The organism is Sulfitobacter sp. M05 (assembly GCF_029285175.1).
Taxonomy (GTDB): domain Bacteria; phylum Pseudomonadota; class Alphaproteobacteria; order Rhodobacterales; family Rhodobacteraceae; genus Sulfitobacter.
Genome location: NZ_JABEDH010000002.1, coordinates 23677 through 49735, shown reverse-complemented (window position 1 = coordinate 49735; position 26059 = coordinate 23677). Strand labels below are relative to the sequence as shown.

General features: G+C 56.2%; 27 protein-coding genes and 1 tRNA gene. 16 read left to right on the top strand and 12 right to left on the bottom strand.

From position 1 onward, the window contains the following. Positions 1 to 53: 53 nt before the first annotated feature. The 9 genes from HKX44_RS08365 (at position 54) to HKX44_RS08325 (ending at position 8953) form a co-directional block, all read left to right on the top strand. Positions 54 to 1367, top strand: a complete 1314-nt coding sequence (locus HKX44_RS08365; protein ID WP_276150886.1) for a replication-associated recombination protein A — start codon at positions 54 to 56, stop codon at positions 1365 to 1367. 48 nt (positions 1368 to 1415) lie between these two features. Beyond that, positions 1416 to 1796 carry a fluoride efflux transporter CrcB gene (gene crcB, locus HKX44_RS08360; RefSeq protein ID WP_276150885.1) on the top strand — a complete coding sequence of 127 codons (381 nt, stop codon included), beginning with the start codon at positions 1416 to 1418 and terminating at the stop codon, positions 1794 to 1796. After that, the gene (locus HKX44_RS08355) at positions 1793 to 2839 is read left to right on the top strand and encodes an RluA family pseudouridine synthase (protein ID WP_276150884.1); all 1047 of its coding nucleotides are present in this window, start codon (positions 1793 to 1795) and stop codon (positions 2837 to 2839) included. Before crcB ends, HKX44_RS08355 begins: the two co-directional genes overlap by 4 nt. After that, positions 2836 to 3519 (top strand): HAD-IA family hydrolase, encoded by a 684-nt coding sequence (locus HKX44_RS08350; RefSeq protein ID WP_276150883.1) that lies wholly within the window; start codon positions 2836 to 2838, stop codon positions 3517 to 3519. Before HKX44_RS08355 ends, HKX44_RS08350 begins: the two co-directional genes overlap by 4 nt. Further along, complete coding sequence (locus tag HKX44_RS08345; protein ID WP_276150882.1) at positions 3516 to 4229, top strand: ATP12 family protein; 714 nt, start codon at positions 3516 to 3518, stop codon at positions 4227 to 4229. Before HKX44_RS08350 ends, HKX44_RS08345 begins: the two co-directional genes overlap by 4 nt. Before the next feature lie 206 nt (positions 4230 to 4435). Next, a complete protein-coding gene (locus tag HKX44_RS08340; protein WP_276150881.1) occupies positions 4436 to 5452 on the top strand; it encodes an amino acid ABC transporter substrate-binding protein in 1017 nt (338 codons plus the stop codon). 137 nt (positions 5453 to 5589) lie between these two features. Next, on the top strand, positions 5590 to 6834 hold the full coding sequence (locus HKX44_RS08335; RefSeq protein ID WP_276150880.1) for an ABC transporter permease subunit: 1245 nt from the start codon (positions 5590 to 5592) through the stop codon (positions 6832 to 6834). Position 6835: 1 nt separating this feature from the next. After that, entirely contained in the window at positions 6836 to 8134 is a 1299-nt protein-coding gene (locus HKX44_RS08330) for an amino acid ABC transporter permease (protein WP_276150879.1), read from the top strand. Positions 8135 to 8185: 51 nt separating this feature from the next. Beyond that, positions 8186 to 8953, top strand: coding sequence for an amino acid ABC transporter ATP-binding protein (locus HKX44_RS08325; RefSeq protein WP_276150878.1), 768 nt, complete (start codon positions 8186 to 8188; stop codon positions 8951 to 8953). A gap of 32 nt (positions 8954 to 8985) precedes the next feature. On the opposite strand, the gene HKX44_RS08320 is transcribed toward HKX44_RS08325, so the two are convergent. The 11 genes from HKX44_RS08320 to rpmH form a co-directional block, all read right to left on the bottom strand. After that, positions 8986 to 9477 (bottom strand): histidine phosphatase family protein, encoded by a 492-nt coding sequence (locus tag HKX44_RS08320; protein ID WP_276150877.1) that lies wholly within the window; start codon positions 9475 to 9477, stop codon positions 8986 to 8988. A 2-nt stretch (positions 9478 to 9479) separates the two neighbouring features. Then, complete coding sequence (locus tag HKX44_RS08315) at positions 9480 to 10133, bottom strand: ferredoxin (protein ID WP_276150876.1); 654 nt, start codon at positions 10131 to 10133, stop codon at positions 9480 to 9482. After that, complete coding sequence (gene argB, locus HKX44_RS08310) at positions 10130 to 10993, bottom strand: acetylglutamate kinase (protein ID WP_276150875.1); 864 nt, start codon at positions 10991 to 10993, stop codon at positions 10130 to 10132. The genes HKX44_RS08315 and argB overlap by 4 nt, the downstream gene beginning before the upstream one ends. An 8-nt stretch (positions 10994 to 11001) precedes the next feature. Next, positions 11002 to 11652: a ribosome biogenesis GTP-binding protein YihA/YsxC gene (yihA, locus tag HKX44_RS08305; protein ID WP_276150874.1), complete on the bottom strand. Its 651-nt coding sequence runs from the start codon at positions 11650 to 11652 to the stop codon at positions 11002 to 11004. Then, positions 11652 to 12389 carry an MOSC N-terminal beta barrel domain-containing protein gene (locus HKX44_RS08300; RefSeq protein WP_276151872.1) on the bottom strand — a complete coding sequence of 246 codons (738 nt, stop codon included), beginning with the start codon at positions 12387 to 12389 and terminating at the stop codon, positions 11652 to 11654. The genes yihA and HKX44_RS08300 overlap by 1 nt, the downstream gene beginning before the upstream one ends. Next, a complete protein-coding gene (yidC, locus tag HKX44_RS08295; protein WP_276150873.1) occupies positions 12389 to 14245 on the bottom strand; it encodes a membrane protein insertase YidC in 1857 nt (618 codons plus the stop codon). The genes HKX44_RS08300 and yidC overlap by 1 nt, the downstream gene beginning before the upstream one ends. A 238-nt stretch (positions 14246 to 14483) precedes the next feature. Further along, entirely contained in the window at positions 14484 to 16025 is a 1542-nt protein-coding gene (locus HKX44_RS08290) for a bifunctional diguanylate cyclase/phosphodiesterase (RefSeq protein WP_276150872.1), read from the bottom strand. 116 nt (positions 16026 to 16141) lie between these two features. Next, positions 16142 to 16969, bottom strand: a complete 828-nt coding sequence (gene ttcA, locus HKX44_RS08285) for a tRNA 2-thiocytidine(32) synthetase TtcA (protein WP_276150871.1) — start codon at positions 16967 to 16969, stop codon at positions 16142 to 16144. A gap of 71 nt (positions 16970 to 17040) precedes the next feature. After that, positions 17041 to 17262, bottom strand: coding sequence for a membrane protein insertion efficiency factor YidD (yidD, locus tag HKX44_RS08280; RefSeq protein ID WP_276150870.1), 222 nt, complete (start codon positions 17260 to 17262; stop codon positions 17041 to 17043). Further along, positions 17259 to 17663 (bottom strand): ribonuclease P protein component, encoded by a 405-nt coding sequence (rnpA, locus tag HKX44_RS08275; RefSeq protein ID WP_276150869.1) that lies wholly within the window; start codon positions 17661 to 17663, stop codon positions 17259 to 17261. The genes yidD and rnpA overlap by 4 nt, the downstream gene beginning before the upstream one ends. A gap of 42 nt (positions 17664 to 17705) precedes the next feature. After that, positions 17706 to 17840, bottom strand: a complete 135-nt coding sequence (gene rpmH, locus HKX44_RS08270) for a 50S ribosomal protein L34 (RefSeq protein WP_276150868.1) — start codon at positions 17838 to 17840, stop codon at positions 17706 to 17708. Between the two features lie 298 nt (positions 17841 to 18138). Between rpmH and HKX44_RS08265 the strand changes: the two genes are divergently transcribed. The 6 genes from HKX44_RS08265 to HKX44_RS08240 all read left to right on the top strand — a co-directional run bounded on the left by HKX44_RS08265 (position 18139) and on the right by HKX44_RS08240 (position 24757). Then, positions 18139 to 18882: a VTT domain-containing protein gene (locus HKX44_RS08265; RefSeq protein WP_276150867.1), complete on the top strand. Its 744-nt coding sequence runs from the start codon at positions 18139 to 18141 to the stop codon at positions 18880 to 18882. Continuing rightward, a complete protein-coding gene (locus tag HKX44_RS08260) occupies positions 18879 to 20297 on the top strand; it encodes an FAD-dependent oxidoreductase (RefSeq protein WP_276150866.1) in 1419 nt (472 codons plus the stop codon). Before HKX44_RS08265 ends, HKX44_RS08260 begins: the two co-directional genes overlap by 4 nt. A gap of 81 nt (positions 20298 to 20378) precedes the next feature. Next, positions 20379 to 21773: a HAMP domain-containing sensor histidine kinase gene (locus HKX44_RS08255; RefSeq protein WP_276150865.1), complete on the top strand. Its 1395-nt coding sequence runs from the start codon at positions 20379 to 20381 to the stop codon at positions 21771 to 21773. Positions 21774 to 21842: 69 nt separating this feature from the next. After that, a tRNA-Arg gene (locus tag HKX44_RS08250) sits at positions 21843 to 21919 on the top strand. 474 nt (positions 21920 to 22393) lie between these two features. After that, positions 22394 to 22912, top strand: a complete 519-nt coding sequence (locus HKX44_RS08245) for an HD domain-containing protein (RefSeq protein WP_276153203.1) — start codon at positions 22394 to 22396, stop codon at positions 22910 to 22912. Between the two features lie 168 nt (positions 22913 to 23080). Then, positions 23081 to 24757: a hypothetical protein gene (locus tag HKX44_RS08240; protein WP_276150863.1), complete on the top strand. Its 1677-nt coding sequence runs from the start codon at positions 23081 to 23083 to the stop codon at positions 24755 to 24757. A gap of 79 nt (positions 24758 to 24836) precedes the next feature. Here the strand turns inward: HKX44_RS08240 and HKX44_RS08235 are convergent, their stop codons facing one another. Then, a complete protein-coding gene (locus tag HKX44_RS08235) occupies positions 24837 to 25511 on the bottom strand; it encodes a hypothetical protein (protein WP_276150862.1) in 675 nt (224 codons plus the stop codon). Between the two features lie 231 nt (positions 25512 to 25742). Between HKX44_RS08235 and HKX44_RS08230 the strand changes: the two genes are divergently transcribed. After that, positions 25743 to 25973, top strand: a complete 231-nt coding sequence (locus HKX44_RS08230; protein ID WP_276150861.1) for a helix-turn-helix domain-containing protein — start codon at positions 25743 to 25745, stop codon at positions 25971 to 25973. Positions 25974 to 26059: the final 86 nt, after the last annotated feature.

Below are 26059 nucleotides of genomic sequence, written 5' to 3'. Positions count from 1 at the left end.
CAAGATGAAGCTGGGGTGTTGCGCTGTGTGAACGGGCCGCGCATATGTTTGGTATGGCAGATTTATTTGATAGTGGCGCTGCGGTGCCGGATACAGCGCCGCGCCCTTTGGCCGATCGTATGCGGCCACGGTCGATTGCCGAGGTAATCGGGCAGCAGAAGGTTCTGGGGCCCGATGCGCCGCTAACGGTGATGTTGGCGTCGGGCAGTTTGTCATCGTTGATTTTCTGGGGTCCGCCGGGGGTGGGTAAAACCACGATTGCCCGGTTGCTGGCGGATGAAACCGATCTGCATTTTGTCCAGATCAGCGCGATTTTCTCCGGCGTGCCCGAGTTGCGCAAGGTGTTCGAAGCGGCAAAAATCCGGCGTCAGAACGGACAGGGGACTTTGCTGTTTGTGGATGAGATTCACCGTTTCAACAAGGCGCAGCAGGATGGGTTTTTGCCGCATATGGAGGACGGCACGATCCTTTTGGTGGGGGCCACGACAGAGAACCCCAGTTTTGAGCTGAACGCCGCTGTGATGAGCCGGGCGCAGGTTCTGGTGCTGGAGCGCTTGTCATTGGCTGATCTGGAATTGATGGCGCAGCGTGCGGAGCTGGAGTTGGGGCTGGGTTTGCCCCTTGATGGGCCCGCACGCGAAGCTTTGTTGGAAATGGCGGATGGGGACGGGCGCGCATTACTGAACCTGATCGAGCAGGTGGCGGCGTGGAAAACCGATCAAAAGCTGGATAGCGCAGCACTTGGTCAGCGGTTGATGCGGCGCGCGGCGCAGTATGACAAGGGCGGGGATTCGCACTACAATCTGATTTCGGCCCTGCATAAATCGGTGCGCGGATCGGACCCGGATGCGGCGCTTTACTGGTTTGCGCGTATGTTGGAGGGCGGTGAAGATCCGCGGTTTCTGGCCCGCCGGATTACACGCATGGCCGTCGAGGATATCGGATTGGCCGATCCGCAGGCACAGGCGGTTTGTTTGCAGTCTTGGGAAACCTATGAGCGGCTGGGGTCTCCCGAGGGGGAGTTGGCGCTGGCGCAGGCGGTGACCTATCTGGCGCTCGCCCCCAAGTCGAACGCGACCTATGTGGCCTATAAGGGCGCGCGCAAAGCGGCGAAACAGACCGGTTCGGAATTGCCGCCAAAGCATATTCTGAATGCCCCGACCAAGATGATGCAGGAGCATGGGTATGGCGCCGGCTATGCTTATGACCATGATGCCGACGACGGGTTTTCAGGGCAGAACTATTTTCCCGAAACCATGAAACGTCCGGTGCTTTACGCCCCGGTCGAGCGCGGGTTTGAGCGCGAGTTGAAAAAGCGGCTGGATTACTTCACCAAGCTGCGGATCAAGCGGGAAGATCAGGTCTAGAACGCCACTCAGCTTGACAAATGCGCCTTAAAGGCGGACAGACCGGCCATGTTTTCAACGATGCTTCTTGTTGCGTTTGGCGGTGCCCTTGGTGCCGCGCTTCGGTTCTTGTCGGGGGTCGCTGTGCTGCGTCTGACGGGACCTGCGGAGTTTCCTGTCGCGATCATCACGGTAAATGTGATTGGATCATTTCTGATGGGGGTCTTTGTGGTGGTTGCCGCGCAGCGTGGGCTGACGCATCTTAGCCCCTTTGTCATGACGGGGCTGTTGGGTGGTTTCACAACCTTCTCGGCGTTTTCGCTTGAGACGGTGACGTTGATGGAGCGGGGCGCATTTGGCGCGGCCGCGATTTATGTGGCGCTGTCGGTGGGGTTGTCCATTGCTGCGTTGATGGCGGGGCTGTGGCTCGCGCGAGGGGTATTGATATGAGCCGTGTTCAGACACTTGTTGTGCAAGAAGGCGACGGCGATCAGCGGTTGGACCGTTGGTTCAAGCGGGAGTTTCCGCAAATTTCACAAGGGCGCATCGAAAAGATGTGTCGCAAGGGGGACATCCGTGTGAACGGTGGGCGGGTCAAGGGATCGACCCGGATCGAAGTCGGGCAGGAAGTGCGCATTCCGCCGCTGCCTGATGAAAAGGCACCGCCACCACCCAAGCGGACGCGGGTGACGGATGCCGATGCCAAGATGATCCGGTCTTGTGTGATCTATCGCGACGAACATGTGATTGCCTTGAACAAGCCGCCGGGTTTGGCGGTGCAGGGCGGATCAGGGCAGGCGGACCGGCATGTTGATGCGCTCTCCGAAGCCTTGATGTTCGACATGGAAGAAAAGCCGCGGCTGGTGCATCGGCTGGACCGTGACACATCGGGTGTCTTGTTGCTGGCGCGGACGCGGATGGCGGCCAAGGCGCTGACCGCTGCAATGCGGCACCGCGAAACCCGCAAGATTTACTGGGCCATCGTGGCCGGGGTGCCCACGCCATATCTAGGTGAAATCAAATACGGTTTGGTCAAAGCGGGCGGCCATGGCCGCAGCGGTGAGGGCGAAAAGATGATCGCCGTGCATCCGCGTGATATCGACGATACGCCGGGGGCCAAGCGGGCGCATACGCTTTATGCCACACTTTACCGTGTCGGGTCGCGGGCGTCCTGGGTGGCGCTTGAGCCGGTGACAGGGCGCACCCATCAGCTGCGCGCGCATATGGCCGAGATCGGGCATCCGATTGTGGGGGATGGCAAATACGGCGGCTCTGGTCAGGAAAACATGGGGGATGGCTGGGGCGCGCAACTGGGCGGGATGATCAGCAAAAAGCTGCATCTGCATGCGCGGTCGATGACCTTTATGCACCCACACACACGCAAGGTACTGACGGTCACAGCGGAACTTCCGGATCACATCGCGCATTCCTTTGATACCTTTGGCTGGACCGAGGATCTGGCGGCGGATGACCCTTTCGAGAGCCTTCAATGAGCGCGCCTTTGCGCTTGGTGATTTTTGATGTTGATGGCACTTTGGTGGACAGCCAGAGCGACATCGTTGCAGCGATGACATTGGCTTATGAAGCGGTGGGGGAGCCGGTACCGCCCCGCGCGGATATTCTGGGTGTTGTTGGCCTGTCGCTGGATGTGATTTTTCCGCTGTTGATGCCTGACATGTCACCGCAGGGGCATCACAAGATGTGCGAAGCATATAAAACCGCCTATATGGACATGCGCGCACGGGCTGGTGTGCAACAGTCATCTCCGCTTTATCCCGGGGCAATTGAGGTCTTGCAAAGTTTGCAGGCCGCACCAGAGGTCTTGCTGGGCGTGGCGACAGGTAAATCCAAGCGGGGGATTGATAAATTGATCGAAGGCCATGGGTTGGAGGGGCTTTTCGTGACCCAGCAAGTTGCCGATTTCCATCCCTCCAAACCGCATCCGTCGATGATATTTCAAGCCATGGCTGACGCCGGGGTCGAGGCGGAGCAGACGGTGATGGTGGGGGATACCAGTTTCGATATGGATATGGCGGCCGCGGCCGGAGTGCGCGGGATCGGCGTATCCTGGGGCTATCACGGGGCGGGGCGTCTGACGTCGGCCTCGGTTTTGATTGATGATTTTGCGGGGTTGCTGCCTGTGTTGAATGAAATGTGGAAGGTGTCTGCATGAGCGATTGGAAAGCCAAACGGTTCTGGAAAGAAGCGACGGTCCAAGAAGCAAACGATGGTTTTGAAGTCCGGCTTGATGGACGTCCGGTCAAGACGCCGGCGAAACGTGGCCTGATCCTGCCCACTCGGGCAATGGCCGAGGTGATTGCAGCGGAGTGGGATGCACAAGAGGGGGAGATCAATCCGCATCTGATGCCCGCAACCAAAACCGCAAATGCGGCCATCGACAAGGTTGCCATACAGCACGGCGAAGTCGCGGATATGCTGGCCGATTACGGCGATAGTGATTTGCTGTGTTACCGCGCGGATGGGCCGTCAGAGTTGGTTGTACGACAGGCCAGCCTTTGGGATCCGATGCTGGAGTGGGCGCGGTGTACGCTGGGGGTCACGCTGGCACCGCGCACCGGGGTCATTCACGTGCCGCAGGAAGAATCTGCGATTGCGGTGCTGCGCAGCAAGACACATGCCCTGTCCTTTTTTGAGCTGGCGGCCTTTCACGATTTGGTGAGCCTTTCCGGCTCGCTGGTTCTCGGCTTTGCCGCTGCGCATCACGCGCGGGATGCAGAAACCTTGTGGGATTTGTCGCGCCTTGATGAAATTTGGCAGGCCGAACAATGGGGTTTAGACGAAGAAGCAGAGGCGATGGCGGCAGTAAAAAAGGACAGTTTTCTGCACGCAAATACCATGTTCACGCTTTGTCGCACTGATTGATCGTCTGCTTGCCGCAGGATCACGCATTGCCCGGAAACATGGGGTGTAATTGCCTAATTCTTTGGCGGAATCCCTTGACCTTCAAACTGGAATCCGATCACACTACTTGCCACTGATCGGATAAATCCGTGATGTATCGCCTCCGGTACCCAAAGGTATCGGATCAACCGCCCATCAACGTGGCGGATTATCAGGAAGAGGTAACAATGAATAAATCTGTACTTTTCGGCGCAATGACAGTCGCCGCTCTGGCAGCTGGCGCTGCTGCTGCCGGGACGCTTGACGACGTAAAAGCACGTGGCAAGCTGAACTGCGGTGTGACAACCGGTTTGGCCGGCTTTGCTGCACCCGATGCCAATGGCGAATGGAAAGGCTTTGACGTTGCGGTATGCCGCGCGGTTGCAGCCGCCGTTCTTGGCGACGCAACAGCTGTTGAATTCGTTCCAACAACCGGCAAGACACGCTTTACCGCGCTGGCTTCTGGTGAAATCGACATGTTGGCCCGTAACACCACATGGACACTTTCACGCGACGTCGATCTGAAGTTCGACTTTGTTGGCGTTAACTATTATGATGGCCAGGGCTTCATGGTTCCAAAGGAACTGGGTGTTTCTTCGGCCAAGGATCTGGACGGCGCGACCGTTTGTATCCAGACCGGTACAACAACCGAGCTGAACCTCGCGGATTTCTTCCGTGCCAACAACATCAGCTATGAGCCAGTGCCAATCGAAACAAACGCGGAAGGCACACAGCAGTACCTTGCCGGCGCTTGTGACACCTACACAACAGACGCATCTGGTCTGGCGTCCACACGTGCAACATTCGAGAACCCCGGCGATCACACGCTGCTGCCGGAAATCATCTCGAAGGAGCCACTGGGCCCGCTGGTTCGCCACGGCGATAACGAATGGGGTGACATTGTCCGCTGGACATTGAACGCGCTGATCACAGCTGAAGAGCTGGGCGTGTCCTCTGCCAACGTGACCGAAATGACCACATCCACAACAAACCCAGAAATCGCGCGCCTGTTGGGCAGCGAAGGTACACTGGGCGAGATGCTGGGTCTGGACGCAGATTGGGCCAAGCGCGCAATCGAGACACAGGGCAACTATGGTGAAATCTTTGCGAAGAACATCGGCGAAGACACACCAATCGGTCTGGCCCGTGGTCTGAACGCACAGTGGACAGACGGCGGCCTGCTGTACAGCCCACCGTTCCGCTAAATACGACGGCCAAAGGGCGCGGATCATACCGCGCCCTTTGTGCAACTTTGCTTTGGGCGACCAACAAACACACCTGGCACGGGCGCGGTTAACGCGCTGATAAAAATCAACGGCCAGGACTTACGGGGAAAACTCTGATGTCGACAACTACTGACCCTCAAGGGGGTACATTCCGGCTATCTATGCTGTTGAATGATTCACGGTATCGGTCGCTGACGCTACAGGCTATTGCGGCCATCATTTTAGCGTTAGCCATCTTTCAACTTTATTCAAATCTGGCGGAAAACCTGCGTATTGCAGGGCTTAATATTTCTTATGCGTTCCTGGGAACGCCGGCCGGGTATGACCTGAACCAGACTTTGATCGACTACAACAGTCAGTCAAGCAACCTGCGGGCGGCATTTGTCGGTATTCTGAACACACTTCTGGTCGCTGTTTTGGGATGTATCACCGCAACCGTTTTTGGTGTGATTGCGGGCGTTCTGCGCCTTTCAAACAACTGGCTGGTCAGAAAACTGATGGCCTTCTATGTCGAGATTTTCCGTAACATCCCCGTGTTGATCTGGATCATCATCATTTTCACAATCATGACGGCTGTGATGCCCGGCCCAAAACTCTATCTGGGTGCCGAGCCGGAGCGGGAACTGATTGGCGGTCTATTCGCCTTTACCAACCGCGGCATTTATGTGCCTGCGCCGTTTTTCACCAGCGGGTTTGGTGGGGAAGAGGGCAGTGGCCTGAACTGGTTGCTGGTTATTGGGGTGCTTGTCGCGTCGTTTTTCGCAGCGCGATTTGTCACTGCCAGCGCAAATGCGAAACAGGCCGAAACAGGGGTGCGTCCGAATACAATGTACCTGAACCTTGCCATCTGGTTTGTGCCGGTAGCCATTGTTCTGTTCATCCTTGGCCTGTCTTGGGATATGCCTGATCCGCTTGCCAACCGGTTTAACCTGCGTGGCGGGCTTCAGATCGGTGCGCCGCTGATTGCGCTGTGGTTTGCCCTGTCGATCTATACCGGTGCTTTCATTGCTGAAAACGTCCGCGCGGGTATTCAGGCGGTTTCCAAAGGCCAGACCGAAGCGGCATCCGCATTGGGGCTGCGTCCGGGGCGCACGATGAGCCTGGTTGTCTTGCCTCAGGCCTTGCGGGTCATCATCCCGCCGCTGATTTCGCAATACCTTAACATCACCAAGAACTCTTCGTTGGCGATTGTTGTGGGCTATGCCGACATCACCGCGACATTGGGCGGGATCACTCTGAACCAGACGGGGCGCGCAATCGAATGTGTCCTGCTGTTGATGGCATTCTACCTGATCATCTCGCTGCTGATTTCGATGGGGATGAACGTCTATAACAACGCCATGAAATTGAAGGAGCGCTGAGATGTCAGACCTACATGCACATTCCGTGTCCTTTGTTCGCACCGAAACCATTCCACAATCCGCGCCGCCAATGACCGCCTCGGGGCCGTTGCGGTGGGGGCGTGAGAACCTTTTTGCAACACCTGCGAACGGGGCTCTGACTTTGGTCGCCTTGTTTGCCATTTACCTTATCCTGTCGGCCACCGTGCCATGGATATTGAACGGCGTGTGGAACGCCGGCAGCCTGTCGGAATGCCGTGAAATTCTGAATGGGACCAAAGGGGCCTGTTTTGCGGTGCTGGCAGATCGTTGGGACCAATTAATCTTTGGCTATAGCTATCCGGCGGATGAATACTGGCGCCCAACGCTGGCGTTTATTCTGATGCTGGTGGCGATTGCGCCGGTGTTGTTCTTTGATCTGCCGCGCAAACTGTTGATCGTGACGGCCCTGTTTCCTTTTGTTGCCTTTTGGCTGATCTGGGGCGGAACCATCTGGACACCGATCTTTGCTTTGGTCGGATTTGTGGTCGGTTACTTTGTCTATGCCCGTTTCGTAACCCGGAGCTTTGCAATCGGGTTCTTTGGGGGCATCGCGGCGGCATTGGCGACCTGGTGGGTTTCAGGATTCATCGTTCCCACTCTGGCACCGGAAGAGCCATTCCTGTCTTCTGTGCCCTCTCGCGATCTGGGCGGTTACATGCTGAACATGATGCTGGGGGTGACCTGTGTGTCGCTTTCCTTGCCGTTGGGCATCGCACTGGCGCTTGGGCGGCAATCCTCGATGCCGCTGATCAAATACCTTTGTGTGATCTTCATCGAGTTTATTCGCGGTGTGCCACTGATCACCCTGCTGTTTGTGGCAAGCGTGATGTTGTCCTACTTCTTCCCGCCCGAGCGCACGGTTGATCTGTTCATTCGCGTTGTGATCATGATCACGATGTTCTCGTCGGCGTATATCGCCGAGGTGATCCGCGGTGGTCTTGCTGCCCTGCCAAAGGGGCAATTCGAGGCGGCAGATTCTCTGGGCCTGGATTATGCGCAGGCGATGCGATTGATCATCCTGCCGCAGGCGCTCAAGATTTCCATTCCGGGGATCGTGAATATCGCGGTGGGCCTGTTCAAGGACACCACGCTGGTTTCGGTTATTTCGATGTTTGACATCATCGGCATGATTCGCGGACCGATCCTTGCCTCAACCGACTGGGCTGGCTTGTACTGGGAATTGTTCCTGTTTGCCTGTGCTGTCTTCTTTGTCGTCTGCTACGGCATTTCACAATATTCGCAGTGGCTGGAACGCCGTCTTGCGACAGATCACCGTTAAGCCGCGCTTGAATAGCGAAGCATTGGCGTAAAAATAAAGGGAGGCTGAAAAATGGCCGAAACTGCAATGATGAAAGTATCGGACGAAGTCGCGATTTCGATCCAGAACATGAACAAATGGTACGGGTCTTTCCACGTGCTGCGTGACATTGACCTGACGGTTTACCAAGGTGAGCGGATTGTGATTTGCGGGCCTTCGGGGTCGGGGAAATCAACGCTGATCCGGTGTATCAACGCCTTGGAAGAGCATCAGAAAGGGTCGATCGAGGTTGACGGCACACTGCTGTCCTCCGACCTCAAGAACATCGACAAGATTCGGTCGGAAGTTGGCATGTGTTTTCAGCACTTCAACTTGTTCCCGCATCTGACGATCCTTGAAAATCTGACGCTGGCGCCGATCTGGGTGCGCAAGACACCCAAGAAAGAAGCCGAAGAAGTGGCGATGCATTACCTTGAAAAGGTAAAAATTCCAGATCAGGCGAACAAGTACCCCGGCCAGATGTCCGGTGGTCAGCAGCAGCGTGTGGCGATTGCGCGCTCCTTGTGCATGAAGCCGCGGATCATGTTGTTTGACGAACCGACATCGGCTCTGGACCCAGAGATGATCAAAGAGGTTCTGGACACGATGATCGAGCTTGCCGAGGAAGGCATGACCATGCTGTGCGTGACCCACGAGATGGGTTTTGCCCGTCAGGTGGCGAACCGCGTGATCTTTATGGATGAAGGTCAGATCGTGGAGCAGAACGAACCGGAAGAGTTCTTTAACAACCCGCAGTCCCCACGGACTCAGTTGTTCCTGAGCCAGATTCTGGGTCACTGAAGCAATGGCGGGGTGATCCCCGCCTTATGGCATCAAAGATCGCGCGGCACTGTGAAGTGTCGCGCGTTTGCATTTCCCCAGCCGGCTTGTGTCCAGTCTGTGATGTCAAACTCTGCAAGCAGGGTGGCGCCACTTGGGTAGGCGGTGAATTTTGGGTGGTCTGGCGCGTCTGAAAGGATCGCTTCGGCCATCTCGCCAATGCCGGGATTATGTCCGATCATCAATACACATTCCCCCGTTGCCCCGCGTAACGTGGCAAGGATGTCCGCCGCCGGCGCAAGGTAGAGGCCACGCAGGTGTTGCGGTGCGATGTCGTCTTTGAGGTCGAGCCGTTGGTGGGTTTCCATTGTGCGCGCAGACGAGCTGCACAGGATTTCATCCGGTCGCACCTGTTGCTCATTAAGCCATTTTCCCAAAGCAGCTGCGGCTTTGCGTCCGCGCGGGTTGAGCGGACGGTCTTGGTCACTGGAGGGGCCACCGGACCAGTCGGATTTGGCGTGACGCATCAGGATCAGGCGTTTCATTTTCAGACTCCTTGGAACTGGCGCATGTGATAGGCGGATTGTGCTGGTAAACGGGCAAACGTCTGTGACACCGGGCAAATGCGCCGAACGTTACATCCCGTGGACAGATTTGCCGCGCCTTGAGGGGTGGCAAGAAAGCTCTTGCAGCTGGGCACATCGTATCCCGCAGGGGTTAAGGCACCGGACAGGCAGGCCGTGCGACAGGGCTGCGCTGTACAGGTCTGGCAAGGGGATGGTGGCGCAGATGGCAGTTCAATGTGGTCGCGCAAGGCAAGGGCCCCGCGGAACGACACAAAAAGCCCGGCCTGATCATGTACCAAAAACTGCACTGGTGCGCTGTGAATGCGCCCCGTGCGCAGCGCCCATGTGTAAAATGGCTGAAAAGGGGGGCCGCCAAAGGGATAAAGTGCGAGCGCATTCAGATCAGCGGCCCAACCACCAATCACCCGGATTGACCACCGGTCCATTGGGTCAGGCGCGCCGTCCTGCCATTCGGGGGACTGCGTAAAGGCCGGCCAGAAAGCGGGTTCGTCCGGGCCCAGTAATACAAGGGTTTTGCAATCGTCAGGGGCGTTATCATCCGCGTTGGGATGAAACCCGCCAAGCACTGTCAGGTGGCGGGCCTTTGCGGCCGTTTCAAGGGCCGCAAACGTCATCCGTGACGGATGATGCTGCCCGCACCGTGTTCGGTGAACAGCTCCAGCAAGCAGGCGTTGGGCGCGCGTCCGTCAAGAATCACAGAGGCTCGCACGCCACCGGCCAGCGCGTCGATTGCGGTCTGGGTCTTGGGGATCATGCCGCCGGCGATGCTGCCATCGGCAATCATGTCGTTGATCTGCGCTGGAGTCAGCTCGGTCAGCACATCGCCTTGCGGGTTCTTCACACCGGCCACATCGGTCAGCAGTAACAAGCGGTCGGCCTGTAGCGCGGCCGCAATGGCCCCCGCAGCCGTGTCGCCGTTGATGTTGAATGTCTCACCATCCATCCCCATGCCCAAAGGTGCAATCACAGGGATGATATCTTTTTCGGCCAGATCACGCAGGACACGCGGATCAATCTTGACCGGCTTGCCCACCAGCCCCAACGCTGGGTTTTCGGGTTCACAGATGATCAAGCCGGAATCCTTACCCGAGAGGCCAACCGCGCGACCACCCTGTTCGGAAATCGCCTGAACGATGCGGGAATTTACCAGACCGCTCAACACCATCTCGACCACTTCCATGGTCGCGGCGTCGGTCACGCGCTTGCCGTCTACAAATTCGGATTTGATGTTTAATCGGCCCAGCATATCGTTGATCATCGGGCCGCCGCCATGCACGACAACAGGGTTCACACCAACCTGCCGCATCAAAGCCACGTCACGGGCGAATTCATTCATCGCTGCGTCGCTGCCCATGGCGTGGCCGCCCAGTTTGATGACGACGGTGGCGTCTGCGTAGCGCTGCAAATAGGGCAGGGCCTGTGACAGGGTTTGTGCGGTGGAAATCCAGTCGCGGTTCATGTCTTGGGTTCTCATGGCTTGGGTCATTCGAGTGTGGCGATGATGGCACGAAGCGTTGGGATGCCCCAGCCTTTTTCCGATGATGTCACCACGATTTCGGGGAAGGCGGCAGGGTGTTTTGACAATGCGTCGCGTACCTGATCCAGCACTTTCGGGCGGTCCACTTCCTTGACTTTGTCGGCCTTGGTCAGCACCACCTGAAAGGTCAGGGCTGAACTGTCCAGCAGGCTCATAATTTCCTCATCAACCTTTTTGACGCCGTGGCGGGCGTCAATCAGCAGAAAGGCGCGACGCAGGGTCTGACGTCCGCTCAGGTATTGTTTCAGCAACCGCTGCCATTTTTCAACAACCGGAATCGGTGCATTGGCATAACCATAGCCCGGCAGGTCGACGAGGTAATGCCCATCTGCGGCGGTGAAAAAATTGATTTCCTGTGTCCGCCCGGGGGTATTGGAGGCACGCGCCAGTGCCTTCATGCCGGTCAGGGCGTTGATCAAAGTGGATTTACCGACGTTGGAACGCCCGGCAAAGCATACCTCCATCCGGTCAGGATCGGGCAGGCCGTCCATTGCAACAACACCTTTGACAAAGGCGGTCTCGCCGGCAAAAAGCAGGCGGCCTTTTTCCAGTGCTTGCGGATCTGGTTCTTCGGCCACAGGAAAGGGGAGTTGCATCAGATAAGCTCCAGTTTGTCGCCAAGGGCGATATCGCCGCTTTGGATCACTTCGACATAAACGCCGAAATCCTGATGGCCAAGGGTGTTCAGGGCACGCAACGTATCCACGTCAATTGCGCCGGTCTCGGGGTTTGCAGTGGTGGCCTTGCACCGCGTGATGCGTTCTTTGACGCGTAAAACGGCCCCCCCCAATCGCAAATCACGGTCGATCCACTCAAATTCGTCCCATGCGGCGGCACCATCAAACCAGATGTTTCCGCGCCAGCGCAGGGGGGACAATTCCGATTGGGCAAGGCCTTCCACCGCGTGGTGGGTGGCGGCGCTGTTCAGGGAAATCGACGCATATGGGGTATCCGTAAAACCACGTTCCACAAGTTCGACAACCCGCGCAGGCAAGGCCCGATCTTGTGGCACAAGGGGCATGACCCACGCGAGCAACTCGGCTGCGTCGCGCATCGGGTGAACTGTCAGCGGATCACGATCAGGGTGCGTTAGCGTGACCATATCAGTTTCGTCGTTCAGCACTGCGTTTATCGCCGCCAGTTGGGGTGCCTTGGCACCCCGGCTGAAGTTGGCGCAAGGGGCCCATTTTGTCCCGTCGGCCTTGGCATTGTCATGCGCGACCGCCCAGCGGCGATCGTTTGGCATGGACTGCCCGGCTGTCAGCCGTACCCGCGCCAGGGCCTCGCGGCCATGGCTTTTGATCGGATGCCGGTAAAGAGCCGTAACTTGCATCACTTCTTGCTCTTGCCTTTGGGCGCTTTTGCGTCGTTCGCCGCGGCAGGTGCCTTGCGTTTAAAGCTGCCTTTGATGTTGCCCATCAGATCGGGTTTATACCCCTGACTGCGCATGATCAGATATTGCTGTGTAAAGGTGATCGTATTGTTGGCAATCCAGTAAACCACCAGCCCGCTGGCAAAGCTGCCCAGCATGAACATGAAGACCCAAGGCATCCAAGCAAAGATCATCTGCTGTGTCGGATCGGTGGGTGCCGGATTAAGTTTCTGCTGCAACCACATGGAGATACCCAGCAACAGCGGCAGGATGCCGATAAAGACCAGCGCCATGATGCTGCCGGGTTCCGGTGTGCCCCAAGGGGCGAAACCGTAGAAGTTAAAGATCGATGTCGGATCCGGCGCGGAGAGGTCCTGAAACACGCCGAACCATGGTGCATGCCGCAGTTCGATCGTGACGAAGATCACCTTGTAGAGCGAAAAGAAGATCGGAATCTGCAAGAGAATCGGCAGACAACCCGCGGCGGGGTTAACCTTGTTCTTCTTGTACAGCTCCATCATGCCTTGCTGCATTTTCTGGCGGTCGTCGCCGGCGGCTTCCTTGAGCTTTTCCATCTCTGGCTGAAGCTCTTTCATCTTGGCCATGGAAACGTAGGATTTATAGGCCAAGGGGAACAGGACCGCCTTAATGATCAGGGTCAGGCCGATGATCGCCCAGCCCATGTTACCGATCAGTTTGTTGATTTCATGCAGCAGCCAGAAGATTGGCTTGGTCAGGAAAAAGAACCAGCCCCAGTCGATGCTGTCGATGAATTTCGCCACGCCGGCGTCTTCATATTCGCGCAGGATTTGCCATTCCTTCGCACCGGCAAAAAGCTGTGTTGTGACCTCTGTTGTCGCACCTGCATCGACAGTTTGTGTCGGCAAGCGGGTAACGGCGCGGTAGATGTCGCTGCGCGCGTCATAGGTAAGGGCCTGATCGAATGTCTGTCCGGTGCCGGGAATCAGGATGGCCTGCCAGAAATGGTCGGTGAAACCGATCCAGCCTTCGTTGACGTTCTGCTGCACGATGGCCTGACGGCCCCAGGTCGGGTTCATTTCTGCTTCGGCGATGTCGTCCCAGTCGGTTTCCGACAGTTCGCCGTCGGCAATTGCAACAGCGCCTTCATGTAGAATAAAGAATTTTTCCAGATCGTCGGGCTGGGTGTGCTGGACGATCATGCCGTAAGGCGCAAGCGTGACGGGCGCGGCACCGTTATTGGTTACGGTTTGCGTCAGCGAAAACATGAAGTTTTCATCAACCGAAATGGTGCGGCCAAAGGTCTGTCCCGCACCGTTGTCCCAGCTGAGGGACACAGGGTTACCAGCACTCAGAGTATCGCCCGAGCTGAGCGTCCATTCTGTGTCGGGACCGGGCACTGCGGCGGCGTCGATGCCGGCACCTGCGGCCCAGCCCTGCAAGGCGTAATAGGCATCAAGTGAGCCCTGCGGAGACAGCATTGTCACAATTGGTGCGTCATCGTCGGTTGAAGTGCGGTAGCCCTTGAGTTGCAGGTCGTCGATGCGCCCGCCCAAGAGCGAGATCGAGCCGGTCAGGCTTGGGGTCTCGATGCGGATGCGCGGTGCAGCTTGCAGCGCTTCAACGCGGGTTTGAGGGCCGGCACCGATTGTCGAGGCCGCGGTACCTTCTGGAGTAGCGACGGGAACCGAGGCGTCAGCCGGGGCGGTTTCGGTGGTCTGGACCGTGCCATCAATGGGGGTATCGGGTTCCGGCGGCGGGAAAAGGACAAACCAGATCAGGATCACAACAAAGCTGAGTGCTGTTGCGAGAATTAGATTTTTGTTCTGTTCGTCCATGGGGAGAGCCACCTGAATGTCTGCCGAAAACTAGGGTGGTTCAACAGAGTGCAGCCCTAAAGGTCAAGCGGATTCGGGTATTTCGGGCCTGATAGGCCCTGCCGCTGCCGGATATGCCAAGACAATGCTGTTGCAGGGTTTGGTTTGTTCTTTGCGGATCGATGGTTTTGATGCCTGAACAGGCAGGCGGCGCAGGCCGGCAGGAAGCCGGGTGGCACGCGGCGGAAAGAGGCGGCTGTCAGTGACTATTGTTCTTCATGATGTGGGGCATATCCGCAAGTTTGGCATTGTGGCGGTCGATCCAGTCTAGGGTTTTTTCAAATGGCATAGGGCGGGCGATGCCAAACCCTTGCACATGATCACATCCCAGCTGGGCCAGCAGAACATGTTCCCCCACGGTTTCGACACCTTCGGCCAGCGTTTCGACGCCCAACCGTTCTGCCATGGTTAGTATTGCGCTGATCATGCGTTGTTGTTCCGGGTCACGGTCGGCTTTCATGACAAAGGAGCGGTCGATCTTGATCCGGCTAACGGAGAACCGGCGAATGGACGCTATCGAGGCATGACCGGTGCCAAAGTCATCCAGATCAATACGGCACCCCAGCTTGCCCAATGCATTAATGTTGCGGGTGATCATGTCGTCCGGCGCAGTGGCAACAACGGTTTCAAGAACTTCCACTGCCAGCCGCGCAGGGGTCAATTCGAATCTGTCCAGTTCCCATTGTATTTTATCAACCAGTTTAGGGTTGTTCAGTTCTGATCCGGCAAAGTTCACCCCGACCTGTGGCACCTCCGCGCCGGCACCGTCCCAGGCTTTCAACGCAGCGAACGAGTGATACATCATTACCTCCGCAAGGCGCTCAAGCTGACCGGCCTGTTCGACAACCGGCAGAAATTCAGCAGGCGAAATCATGCCGCGATTTGGGTGGGACCATCTGGCCAAAGCCTCAAATCCGGTAATGCGCCCGGTGTCTGTGGAAATCTGCGGTTGGAACCACGGTTGGATTTGCCCGCCTTCCAGAGCTTTCACCACATCTTCACGCAGTTCTGCCGTTGCTTTGCTCGCCCGGCGCATTTGTTCGGAAAATGCGCGAATGGCCGAGGGGCCGCGTTGTCGGGCCTCGCGTAGGGCGATGGCCGCCGCGTCGAGCCAATCGGCCGCGGTTTTGCCGGGCGCGCGACTGTGTTGGCAAAAACCAACCGATGCCGAGATATAGATGCCGGTGCCGTCCACTGAAACCGACTCTTCCACAGCGGATTGCACACGGCCCGCCAGCTGGATGCAGAGTTCCAGGTCAAGGTGGCGTACTGGGGCCGTGCAAATTGCGAAACGGGCATCGCCAAACTGTCCGACCCGATCATCGGCACGCAGGGCGGCGAGAATTCTGTCGCCAACCCGTTGCGAGACGGTATCGGCGGCGGCCTGTCCAAAGCGCTCCGCGACTTGATCGAAGTCTTCAATGGCGACAAATAGGGTCGCTGCGTGGGTGCCGTTTTCCTGTGCCTTTTGAAAGGTTTCCTCGGTCATTTCTTCAAAGGCCTTGCGGGGCAGGATGCCTGTGCTCAGCTCAGCCGAAAAGGGCGAGCGGGTGTGTATGCCGCCCCCAACCAGATAAAGGACAGGCAGCAGGCCTGCCAGCACGACAAGCGCCCCTTCACCGCCGAACCAGAATGCCGCCAGACATAATGCAGGCACAAAGGCAAAGGCGGGGGGCCCTGTCAACACAAGGGCAAGCCGCTGCCGAAGGCGTTTCATCGAACGGGGCCAGGTTTGATGCATGGGCCGTCTCCTGTAAGCGACGAAACCGCGTCGCAACAGGGATGAATTTAACGGTAAACCAGTGTGCTGTGAGTTAACGTGCCTTCAAAGACTTGTCAGAAACTGCGTAAAATTGATCAGATTTTACGTTGCAGCCCCGCAAAATCGAACAATCCAGCATCCAGCAGGTGGGACGGTTGGGTGTTCATCAGGGCGCGAAACATGATCTGGCGGCGACCGGGGGTGGTTGCCTCCCAACCGTCAAGTATCTGCTTGACCTGCTGGCGTTGCAAACCGTCTTGCGAGCCACATAGATCACAGGGGATAATCGGATAGCTCATGGCGCGGCTGAACTTTTCGCAATCCGCCTCGGACACATGGGCAAGGGGGCGATAGAGGAACAAATCGCCTTCTTCATTCAACAGCTTGGGTGGCATCGTCGCCAACCGGCCACCGTGGAAAAGGTTCATGAAAAAGGTCTCTAGTATGTCGTCGCGATGATGGCCCAGTACCACGGCTGTGCAGTTTTCCTCCCGCGCGATCCGGTATAGGTTGCCCCGGCGCAAGCGAGAACAAAGTGCGCAAAATGTACGGCCCTCGGGCACTTTATCCATGACGATTGAATAGGTGTCGCGGTACTCGATCCGGTGGGGCACGCCCATCTTTTCAAGGAACTCTGGCAGGACTGTCGCGGGAAAGCCCGGTTGCCCCTGATCAAGGTTGCAGGCCAGCAGTTCCACTGGCAACAGGCCGCGCCATTGCAGCTCGTGCAACACGGCCAGCAGGGTATAGGAGTCTTTGCCGCCGGACAGGCAGACCAGCCATTTCCCCCCGGGTTCGATCATTCCGTATTGCTCAATCGCCTCGCGGGTATGGCGCACAAGACGTTTGCGGAGTTTTTTGAACTCCGTTGTTTGCGGTGCGCCATGAAACAGCGCGTGAATGTCTTCGGGTTTGTCGAGCATGGAGACGGCTTAGTGGAACCAGCTGCGCCGATCAAGCGCCGGATCAGCGTTGTTTCGCAGGTTGTCGCGGGTCAGTCGGGGACGTTGTCGATGCCCGATCCGCCGCAGGGGTGGCAGCGGGCGATACGGCGCGCAGCCAGCCAGCCGCCTTTGATGCCGCCGTGTTTTTCCAGAGCTTCAAGCGCATAGGCGCTGCACGTTGGCTGGTAGCGGCAGTTGAACCCGACCCATGGGCTGAAGATCAGGCGGTAGGCCCGGACCGGTATGGCAAGCAGGCGGGCAAACAGGGTCATTTTTTGACGCCGTGCAAGATATCAAGAGCTGCGTCAAAATCGGCCTGAAGCTGCAAAAACGGAAGCTCGGCCGTGGCCCCCTTGCGCCCAATCAGCACGTAATCGTGGCCGGGTTTTCCTCGATTGGTCAGGCCAAGGCGTGCCACTTCACGCAGGCGCCGTTTGGCCCGGTTGCGCGCCACGGCGTTCCCCACCTTTTTGGAGCAGGTGAAACCGACGCGCAGGATCTGAGGCGGGCAGGGTTCATCCTCGCGGCGTTTACGCATTTGCAGCACAAAACCGGTTTTGGCCACATGGGCGGCACGCGAGGCACGTTGAAAATCGGCGCGTTTCGTCATGACAATAAGACGTGACGAAACCGCCGGAGGCGTGTTCCCTCTGGCGGCGATGTTGCCATCCATTGGGGCCTCCGGCGGTATCATGTCGTCAACGCGATGAGTGCTTTACGCGCTCAGCTTGTTCCGGCCTTGGGCGCGGCGTGCGTTAATGATTTTACGGCCTGCTTTGGTGGCCATACGTGCGCGAAAGCCGTGGCGGCGTTTGCGAACGAGGTTGCTGGGTTGAAAGGTGCGTTTCATGCGCTCTCTCCATAATGTGTCGGGCTGTCCCGGATTCGCGAGGACAACAGTATTTCAAGCCCGCTCATTACGGGGGTGTCCGGCCCAAGTCAAACCCCATGGCAGGGAAAAAGTGCCGATGTGCAACATTTTCCACAAAGCAGGACGTCCAATTGTTTCAATACCGGTTTATCAGGTGTGATACATCACGAAATAATACACCCACGATCAAGCCGCTGTGATCGGGCTATCTTCCGCCGGCAGGGCGGGTCAAATACATCACAGGTTAAACAATTGCAGCAATGAAAAGGTGCCGCGCATGGGCAAGACGAAGAAAACGGAGGCGCCGGTTGCGGGTTTGCGACGGTACTTGCCGCTGATCGTGATTGGCGTGATTGCGGTGATCGGGGCGTTTACGCTGCGCGACTACATCAGTTTTGACGCATTACGCGACAATCGCGAGGCTTTGATTGCCTTTCGCGACGGTCATTTTGTGCTGACCATCTTGCTGTTTATCGCTGTTTACGTGGCGATTGTTGCCTTTTCGCTACCGGGTGCCGCAATCGCGACGCTGGCCGGGGGATTCCTGTTTGGCACGGCTCTGGGCACGGTCCTGAACGTCACCAGTGCCACCCTTGGGGCGGTTGTGATCTTTCTGGCGGCACGGATGGGATTGGGGAACCGGTTGAAGGACAAGATGGACGCCGCCGACGGTGTTGTGGCCAAGATCAAAAAGGGCATCGACGAAAACCAGTGGTCGATGCTGTTCTTTATCCGTCTGGTACCGGCGGTGCCGTTTTTTGTGGCCAATCTGATTCCTGCCTTTGTTGGTGTGCCTTTGTATCGGTTCGCGATTTCGACCTTTCTGGGCATCATCCCGGGCAGCCTTGTTTATACTTCTGTGGGCGCAGGGCTGGGTGAGGTGTTTGCGCGGGGCGAGACGCCGAACCTTGGCATTATCTTTGAACCGCATATCTTGTTGCCCATACTGGGGCTGACCGCCCTGTCACTGTTGCCGGTCCTGATCAAAGCTGTAACCGGCAATAAGGAGCTTGTGAAATGAACCGGATCAAAACGGATGTCCTGATTATCGGTGCAGGCTCTGGCGGGCTTTCTGTGGCGGCAGGGGCGGCGCAGATGGGCGCGGATGTTGTCTTGTTGGAAGGGCATAAAATGGGTGGGGATTGCCTGAACTACGGCTGTGTCCCATCCAAAGCGCTGATCGCTACAGGCAAGGCTGCCTATGGTCAGCAACATGCGGTGCAATATGGTGTCGCGGACGCCGCTGGTGCGGTGGATTACGCGGCAGCCAAGGATCATGTCGCGGATGTGATCGCGCAAATCGCGCCAGTGGACAGTCAGGAGCGGTTTGAGGGCTTCGGGATTAATGTGATCCGCGAATACGGGCGTTTCATTTCGGAAAACGAGGTTCAGGCGGGGGATAAGGTGATCACGGCACGCCGGATTGTGATTGCCACTGGATCATCCCCGCTGGTGCCGCCGATCCCGGGTCTGGCCAGCGTCCCGTACGAGACCAACGAAACCCTGTTCGAATTGCGGGAAAAGCCGGAACATCTGTTGATCATCGGCGGTGGTCCCATCGGGATGGAGATGGCGCAGGCGCATATCCGCATGGGCTGTAGGGTGACAGTGATCGAAGGGGCCAAGGCGCTGGGCAAGGATGATCCGGAGCTGGCGCAGGTGGTGCTGGACGCTTTGCGCGGCGAGGGGGTGGTGATTGAAGAAGACGCGCTGGCGGCAGAGATTCGCGGTACGGCTGGCGCAATCGAGGTAGAGGCCAAGGATGGCCGCCTTTTCAAGGGGTCACATCTTTTGATGGCGGTGGGGCGCAAGGCGAATACCGACAAGCTGGATTTGGGAAAGGCGGGCATTGAACCGACCAGATCGGGCATTAAAGTAGACGATGGTTTGCGCACAACAAACCGGCGCGTCTATGCCATTGGAGATGTGGCGGGTGGGCTGCAATTTACCCATGTGGCGGGGTATCATGCCGGCGTGATTATCCGGTCGATGCTGTTTGGTCTGCCGTCCAAGGCCAAGACTGCACATATTCCCTGGGCCACCTATACCGATCCAGAGCTGTCGCAGGTTGGGCTGACCGAGGCGCAAGCGCAGGCGCAGCACGGCAGCAAGCTGGAGGTGATACGGTTTCACTATACCCACAACGACCGCGCCATTGCTGAGCGTAAAACCAATGGTTTCATCAAGGTGATGGTGGTCAAGGGACGCCCTGTCGGGGCATCCATTGTGGGCTATCAAGCCGGCGAGTTGATCAATCTGTGGGCGCTGGCGCTGGCCAACGGCATGAAAATGAGCCAGATTGCCGCCATGGTCGCTCCCTATCCAACAATCGGCGAGATCAACAAGCGCGCGGCGGGTGCTTACTTCAGTCCGCGACTGTTTGAGAGCGACACTATCAAACGTGTGGTCGGGTTTGTGCAGCGGTATCTGCCATGATGCGGGCTTGGGGGGGGATTGCGCCGGCTGGTATCAATGCCGGTCGCCCGCCCCGCCAGCCAGCCAGTTAGGTAGTACAATATGTTCCATTCCTTGTCCGGGCGGCTTTTGGTTCTGACGACGGTCTTTGTGATGATCGCCGAAATCCTGATTTTTGTGCCGTCGATCGCGCGTTTTCGCGAAGGCTATATGCTGAACCGGCTGGAACGGGCGCAGATCGCATCACTGGCATTGTTGGCCGATGATATGTTGGACCCCGAGTTGGAAAGCGAGCTGCTGGAAAATGCAGAAGTATTCAACGTGGTGTTGCGGCGTGACGAGGTGCGCCAGCTGATGCTGTCTACCGATATGCCAAAGGCTGTGGCGGAAACCTATGATTTGCGTGATGCGACGGCGATGTCCCTGATCAGGGACGCGCTTCGGCGGATGTTTGATACGCAGAATAAAGTTGTACGTGTCATCGGGGCTCCGGTGCGCGACGCCGGGTTGCTGATTGAGATCACGATGGAAACAGCGCCGTTGCGCATGGCGATGATCGATTACGGGAAACGCATTCTTTTGCTGTCCGCAGTTATTTCTATGATCACCGCTGTGTTGTTGTTTGTTGCTTTGCGGGCTTTGCTGCTGAAACCGATCAAGGGCGTGGTGGGGCATATGCGACGCTATGCCCGCGCCCCAGAGGATGCCCGTCGAATCATCGAGCCCTCTGCCAGTATCACTGAGTTACGTGAGGCCGAAATGGCGCTGATGACCTTGCAAACCGATTTGACGCAGGCACTCAAGCAGAAGGAACGGCTGGCGCAATTGGGGTCAGCCGTGAGCAAAATCAGCCATGATTTGCGCAATATCCTGACCTCGGCGCAGCTGTTTACGGACCGTATCGAAATGTCCGAGGATCCGGTGGTGAAACGTATGGCACCCAAGTTGGTTGGCTCGATCACCCGCGCGGTGCATCTGTGCGAAAGTACGCTGGCTTTTGGCAAGGCTGAAGAGCCGGGGCCAACCCTGACCATGGTACGACTTGAGACTGTGGTGGAGGACGTGATCGAGGGCGAGAGGTTGGCCAGTCGCGATTTGCCAATCAGTTATGTCATTGATGTACCTGCCGGTTTGATGGTGCGGGCGGATGCCGAGCAACTCTATCGGGTGATTTCGAATCTGACGCGCAATGCCCGGCAGGCGCTGAGTGGTGCAGGGCAGGGCGGTGAAATTGCGGTGCGCGCGGATGAAACCGAAAGTGCGTGGATTATTAACGTTGCTGATACGGGGCCAGGTTTGCCCGCCAAGGCGCAGGAACATCTCTTTACCCCGTTTCAGGGCGGGGCCCGAAAGGGTGGTTCGGGTTTGGGGCTGGCCATCGCGGCGGAGTTGGTAAAGGGGCATGGCGGGCAGCTTGTGCTTGCAAAAACAGGCCCAGAAGGCACCCATTTTGAAATGACTCTCCCTAAAGGAGATGGGGCGCTTAACATTCAGTGAAGATTGTTTTGATTAGCGTGAAACTTGGGCTTGCAAACCCCAGGCAAGCCCACTAAACCGCCCCTCAGTGGACCGATAGCTCAGCTGGATAGAGTACCTGACTACGAATCAGGGGGTCGGGGGTTCGAATCCTCCTCGGTCCGCCACTACCACATTGTTGAACGTCACATGACTTTGACCTTTGCGTCATAAACTGACCCAACATTTTCATTTTATGCTCCCACGTTTTGTTTCATTGATCTGACTTCCGTTCCCAAAAATCAGGGCTGATTTGGAGGTCAGACGGCAAAGCCGCCTGCTCCTGTAAATCTGCCACGTGGCGAACGCGGGTGGGGGCGAGGCAATGCAATTCGACAGAGGTGGTGCGGCCCGCAGGCGTAGCCGAGGACTCGGCTCTGTCTAATTGGGTTGCCCGAGGGGGAGGGCCGCGCCCTCACCCTATTTTTTTTATCGGGTGTGGTCGGCTCATCCCCGCTGGTGGCAGGTCTGGGAGCGATGCTATCCTTGTTAAAGTTGCACCAGCATTTGGCGGCCCTGAATCCAGAGTGACTGATGCTGAGTTGAATGCCACAGAAGGAGTGCTTAAATCCTTTTCCTGAATATGCTGTTTGGAGCTGGCATTGCTGAAATCTCGGGAAGACGCTTTCAACCTGCTCGAACGATTAGGTGCACCGCGAAGATTGTTCAAACACCTTCAATTAGTCGGCGAAGTCGGTGGTGAAATCATCTCAAAGCTTGATGACCTTGGGGTTCAGTACGATAAACGCTTCGTTCAAGTCGGCATTGCGGTACATGATGCGGGAAAAATCGTTCATCCGAACGAGCTTGAAGGAGGTGGTAACCTGCATGAAGCAGCAGGCGAAAAGTTACTTCTTGAACAAGGAGTTTGCGCCCAAATTGCTCGGTGCTGCCGCAGCCACTCACAATACGCCAGCATGAGTGTGTCGTTCGAAGAACTTTTGATCGCGCTTGCTGATACATTGTGGAAAGGTTCGCGAAACGCCGACCTGGAGCTACGAATTATCGATGGCGTCGCAGCACGGCTACAAACTGACCGATGGGAATTATTTCAAAATCTCGATAGCGTCTTCGAAGAAATCGCCTCTGACGGAGATGAACGGCTGTCTCGGAGTATTTAGTTAACGTAGGCTACGTGCAAAATTGGTGTGGAGCGTTCTCACTGGGCGACAATGACCGCCCAGAGCCGCCCTTCAAAGGGCGCGCAGTGAATGGCAGCTTACAGATTTTTGTGACATTATCGGCTAAAGGCTCAAAATCTGCAGTTGCGGAAGAAATAGGGAAAAATCATGTCGGACGATACCTCGAAGCTCCAACATGATTTTTCAGATCCGCAAGCGGATCAGTTTGAGGTGCCATTGAGCTTCGCAGCAACGACAAAATACCATGGCGTATATGAGACTACCCGCTTCGTTCTGCGTCTCAGTCCGCACAATCATGAGTATATGGAAAAGATTGAAGCCAATGCCTTTGGCGATGGTCCCGTGCCGTGGGCGGCAATAAAGGCTTACTCGACCTACATACATGAAACCATGCATTGGTGGCAGCATGTAGGCTCAACATCGGGGTTGCTGCTAAGTCTGAGCTATTTTTCGCAATGCCACTCGACTATGGGCGAACTTCGAGAGTGTTTGGAAAATTTCGGACCAATCAAACCCCTGAAACGGTGGACAGATCAAATTCTGCAGGATGAGGGGTGGGATGCACAGGAAAAACTCGCGCCCGCAAATTTTGCAGTAAATAATGCACTCGACGTTTTCTATTATAAATCCTACGCGTTTCGCCCACGGGAGGCCATAAAATGGATGATAGAGCAAAACCATTTTGAAGATATTGCCTATACCTACAGTATTGTTCATGGAATGATGATCGGCTTGATTTCAGATGTAATCGATCCAGATTTTGAATTTCTTCAGAGCATTACACAGTTGAGCGACGAGACTTTGAGACTTCATGAAGAAGGCTATGAAGGATTCAAAAAAGGGTCGAATGTTCACCTTCCCTACGTGGGTCTCCAAGCAATCTATGAAGGGCAAGCTCACTTCATTCAGCTGGATTTCCTGAACCGTGCCAGAACCGAACCGCTGACATGTGAAGATTGGCGGACCGAAGGTTATCTGTCAGGCATATACGTCGAGGCATTTGAGAGCTTCTTAAAACTGACGGAGACAAGTTGGCCGTCGTCCTTGTTCGATCCAATTGTCCCCTTGTTTCTCCTTGTATGCGATCTCGCGATAAATCCGACGCGCGGATTTCCATTCGAGGTAGGCCCCGTTGAAAACCTCATTCACCAAGTCGATGTAGGCATAAGATTTGCCGAATTCTGTTTTGCTATCAAAGCCGCACCACATCTTAAAACTGCGATCACCGACCTTTCTCTTGAAGAATACGCCGAGGTGTCTGCGGAGCTATGCGAAGCGCGCGGATATGATCATCCGATGGCCGCTTTAGAAGAAGTTGTAAGGTGGGTCGAGGAATATCCGAGTGTCCAGAAACTCATGGAGGAGCATCGAACGTTTGAATTCGAATCTGAAAATCTAAATGTCAGGGTATTCCTCTCACACTACATCTCAATGTGCGCCGACAAGTACGAGAGTCCCCATTTCTTCTGTTGGCCGGGCGCATACATGGCAGGCCATTCGAGCGATGCTGACGTTGAAGAAGTATGGCTGCGTCACCTTTCGCTATTCAGTGATGGGAAAGATAAAGATGGCGTGTACCCGCGGAAATGGCCAAATAGATCAGACATAGCGGTTCAGCAGACTTTTGAGCGTTTTTATGGGTCGATGGCGGTTTATGAGCTGACCGAGCAATGGGTTTTGCGCGACGGCCCCTTCAAGTTAGATTTCAGCTGGATGTCGGATAACTACGACGAAGAAAGTTTTAGTGGTTGGGCAAATGACTCCTTCAAGAAGGCGTTTGGGGTGAACCTCTCGGACTTTACCATCGTAAAGGCGAAGCGGTAGCTGCCGTTGCTGCTATGTGCAGCAAATGACCGCTGTCCGCCCAATGCGGTACCCCATATCTACTGTTGAGCCAGCCACATCAACATGCGACCCTTGCTTTCTGAACGGTTGCCCAACTCAACTTCATTTCTTTCGCAATTTTGTTTGTTGACCACCTCTTCGAAAACAGCTCTGACATCCTCGAAAGATCATATCTTTGGTTACTGTTCCGTGGCTTGATCAGCCGCCCTGTCGGCTTGATCCAGCTAGAAATGGTCTGTGGTGTTGGACCATGTTTGCGACTTAGAGCGCGTAAAGACATGCCTGCTTCCCAGTCCTTGGCGATAAACTCGATCACGTCGAGACCAGCCGATTTAAGCAGCTGCACGGCGCAGCGTCGGGTCGTTTGAGCTTGCTTCGCCAACTGATCCAATGACCCGACTTGGTGAAAAGCCGCCAACAATTCTTCAGGTGAGCGTGGAGTTTCGTAGTCTCTTTGAACACTGTAGATGAAGGCGCGTTTCTGCGATTCCTCCTTACGTTTTTGATTTTTCTCCCTAATTTTCTCGTCAGCTAGCCGTTTTCGCGCTTCCCGGTCTTCTGCAGTCAGTATTCTGCGTGGGCGCTTTCTTCTGGGCAGGGGTATAGAAGCCCTCTGTTTTTGGCGGAGTGGCTCAAGTTCGTCATAGGCGGCCTGGGCGCGCCGTAGATCGTCTTCCGCCTTACAGAGCTGCGTAAGTTCTTGATCCGTCAAGCTGTCGCTAGATTTTTCCATCTATCGTTCACTCGGAGGTTTGTCGCCTTCGATGTCCATTTGTTCTCGGTACGTCTGATTCTATCTGCCTTCATCGTGCTCAAAAGGTTCCCAAAGACCAATCCCAATTCTCATTTTGCTTGAGGCTGAATGTACCAAGTTGAAGCAAAAGACCTACACAAAGGTGAAATTCTTGACGCTCGGACGAGCGGGCGGGAAGTGTACTAAGCAGCAAAAAAGTTTGATGAATTTATGAAACCAGATCTCGCAAACCACGAACTTCTCAAGTTCAGGCTTCGACATGAAAAGAGGCTTACGCTCTCAGAGATCGCGAAGCGGTTGAACATCAAACCCGGGAGTGTGACCGCGGTCAGTCAAGGGTACCGACGTTCTAGAAGGGTCGAACAGGCTTTAGCAGATGCGCTGGACACGTCACCCGAAGAGCTGTTCCCCGATCGGAAATACGAAAGGAAAAAATCATGAGCCCATAAACAGCAAAGGCCTCGAAGGAAGCTGAAGACTTCCGACAAGGCCTTAGGTGCAAAAGTTTGACGCCCTTTGCACCTCCT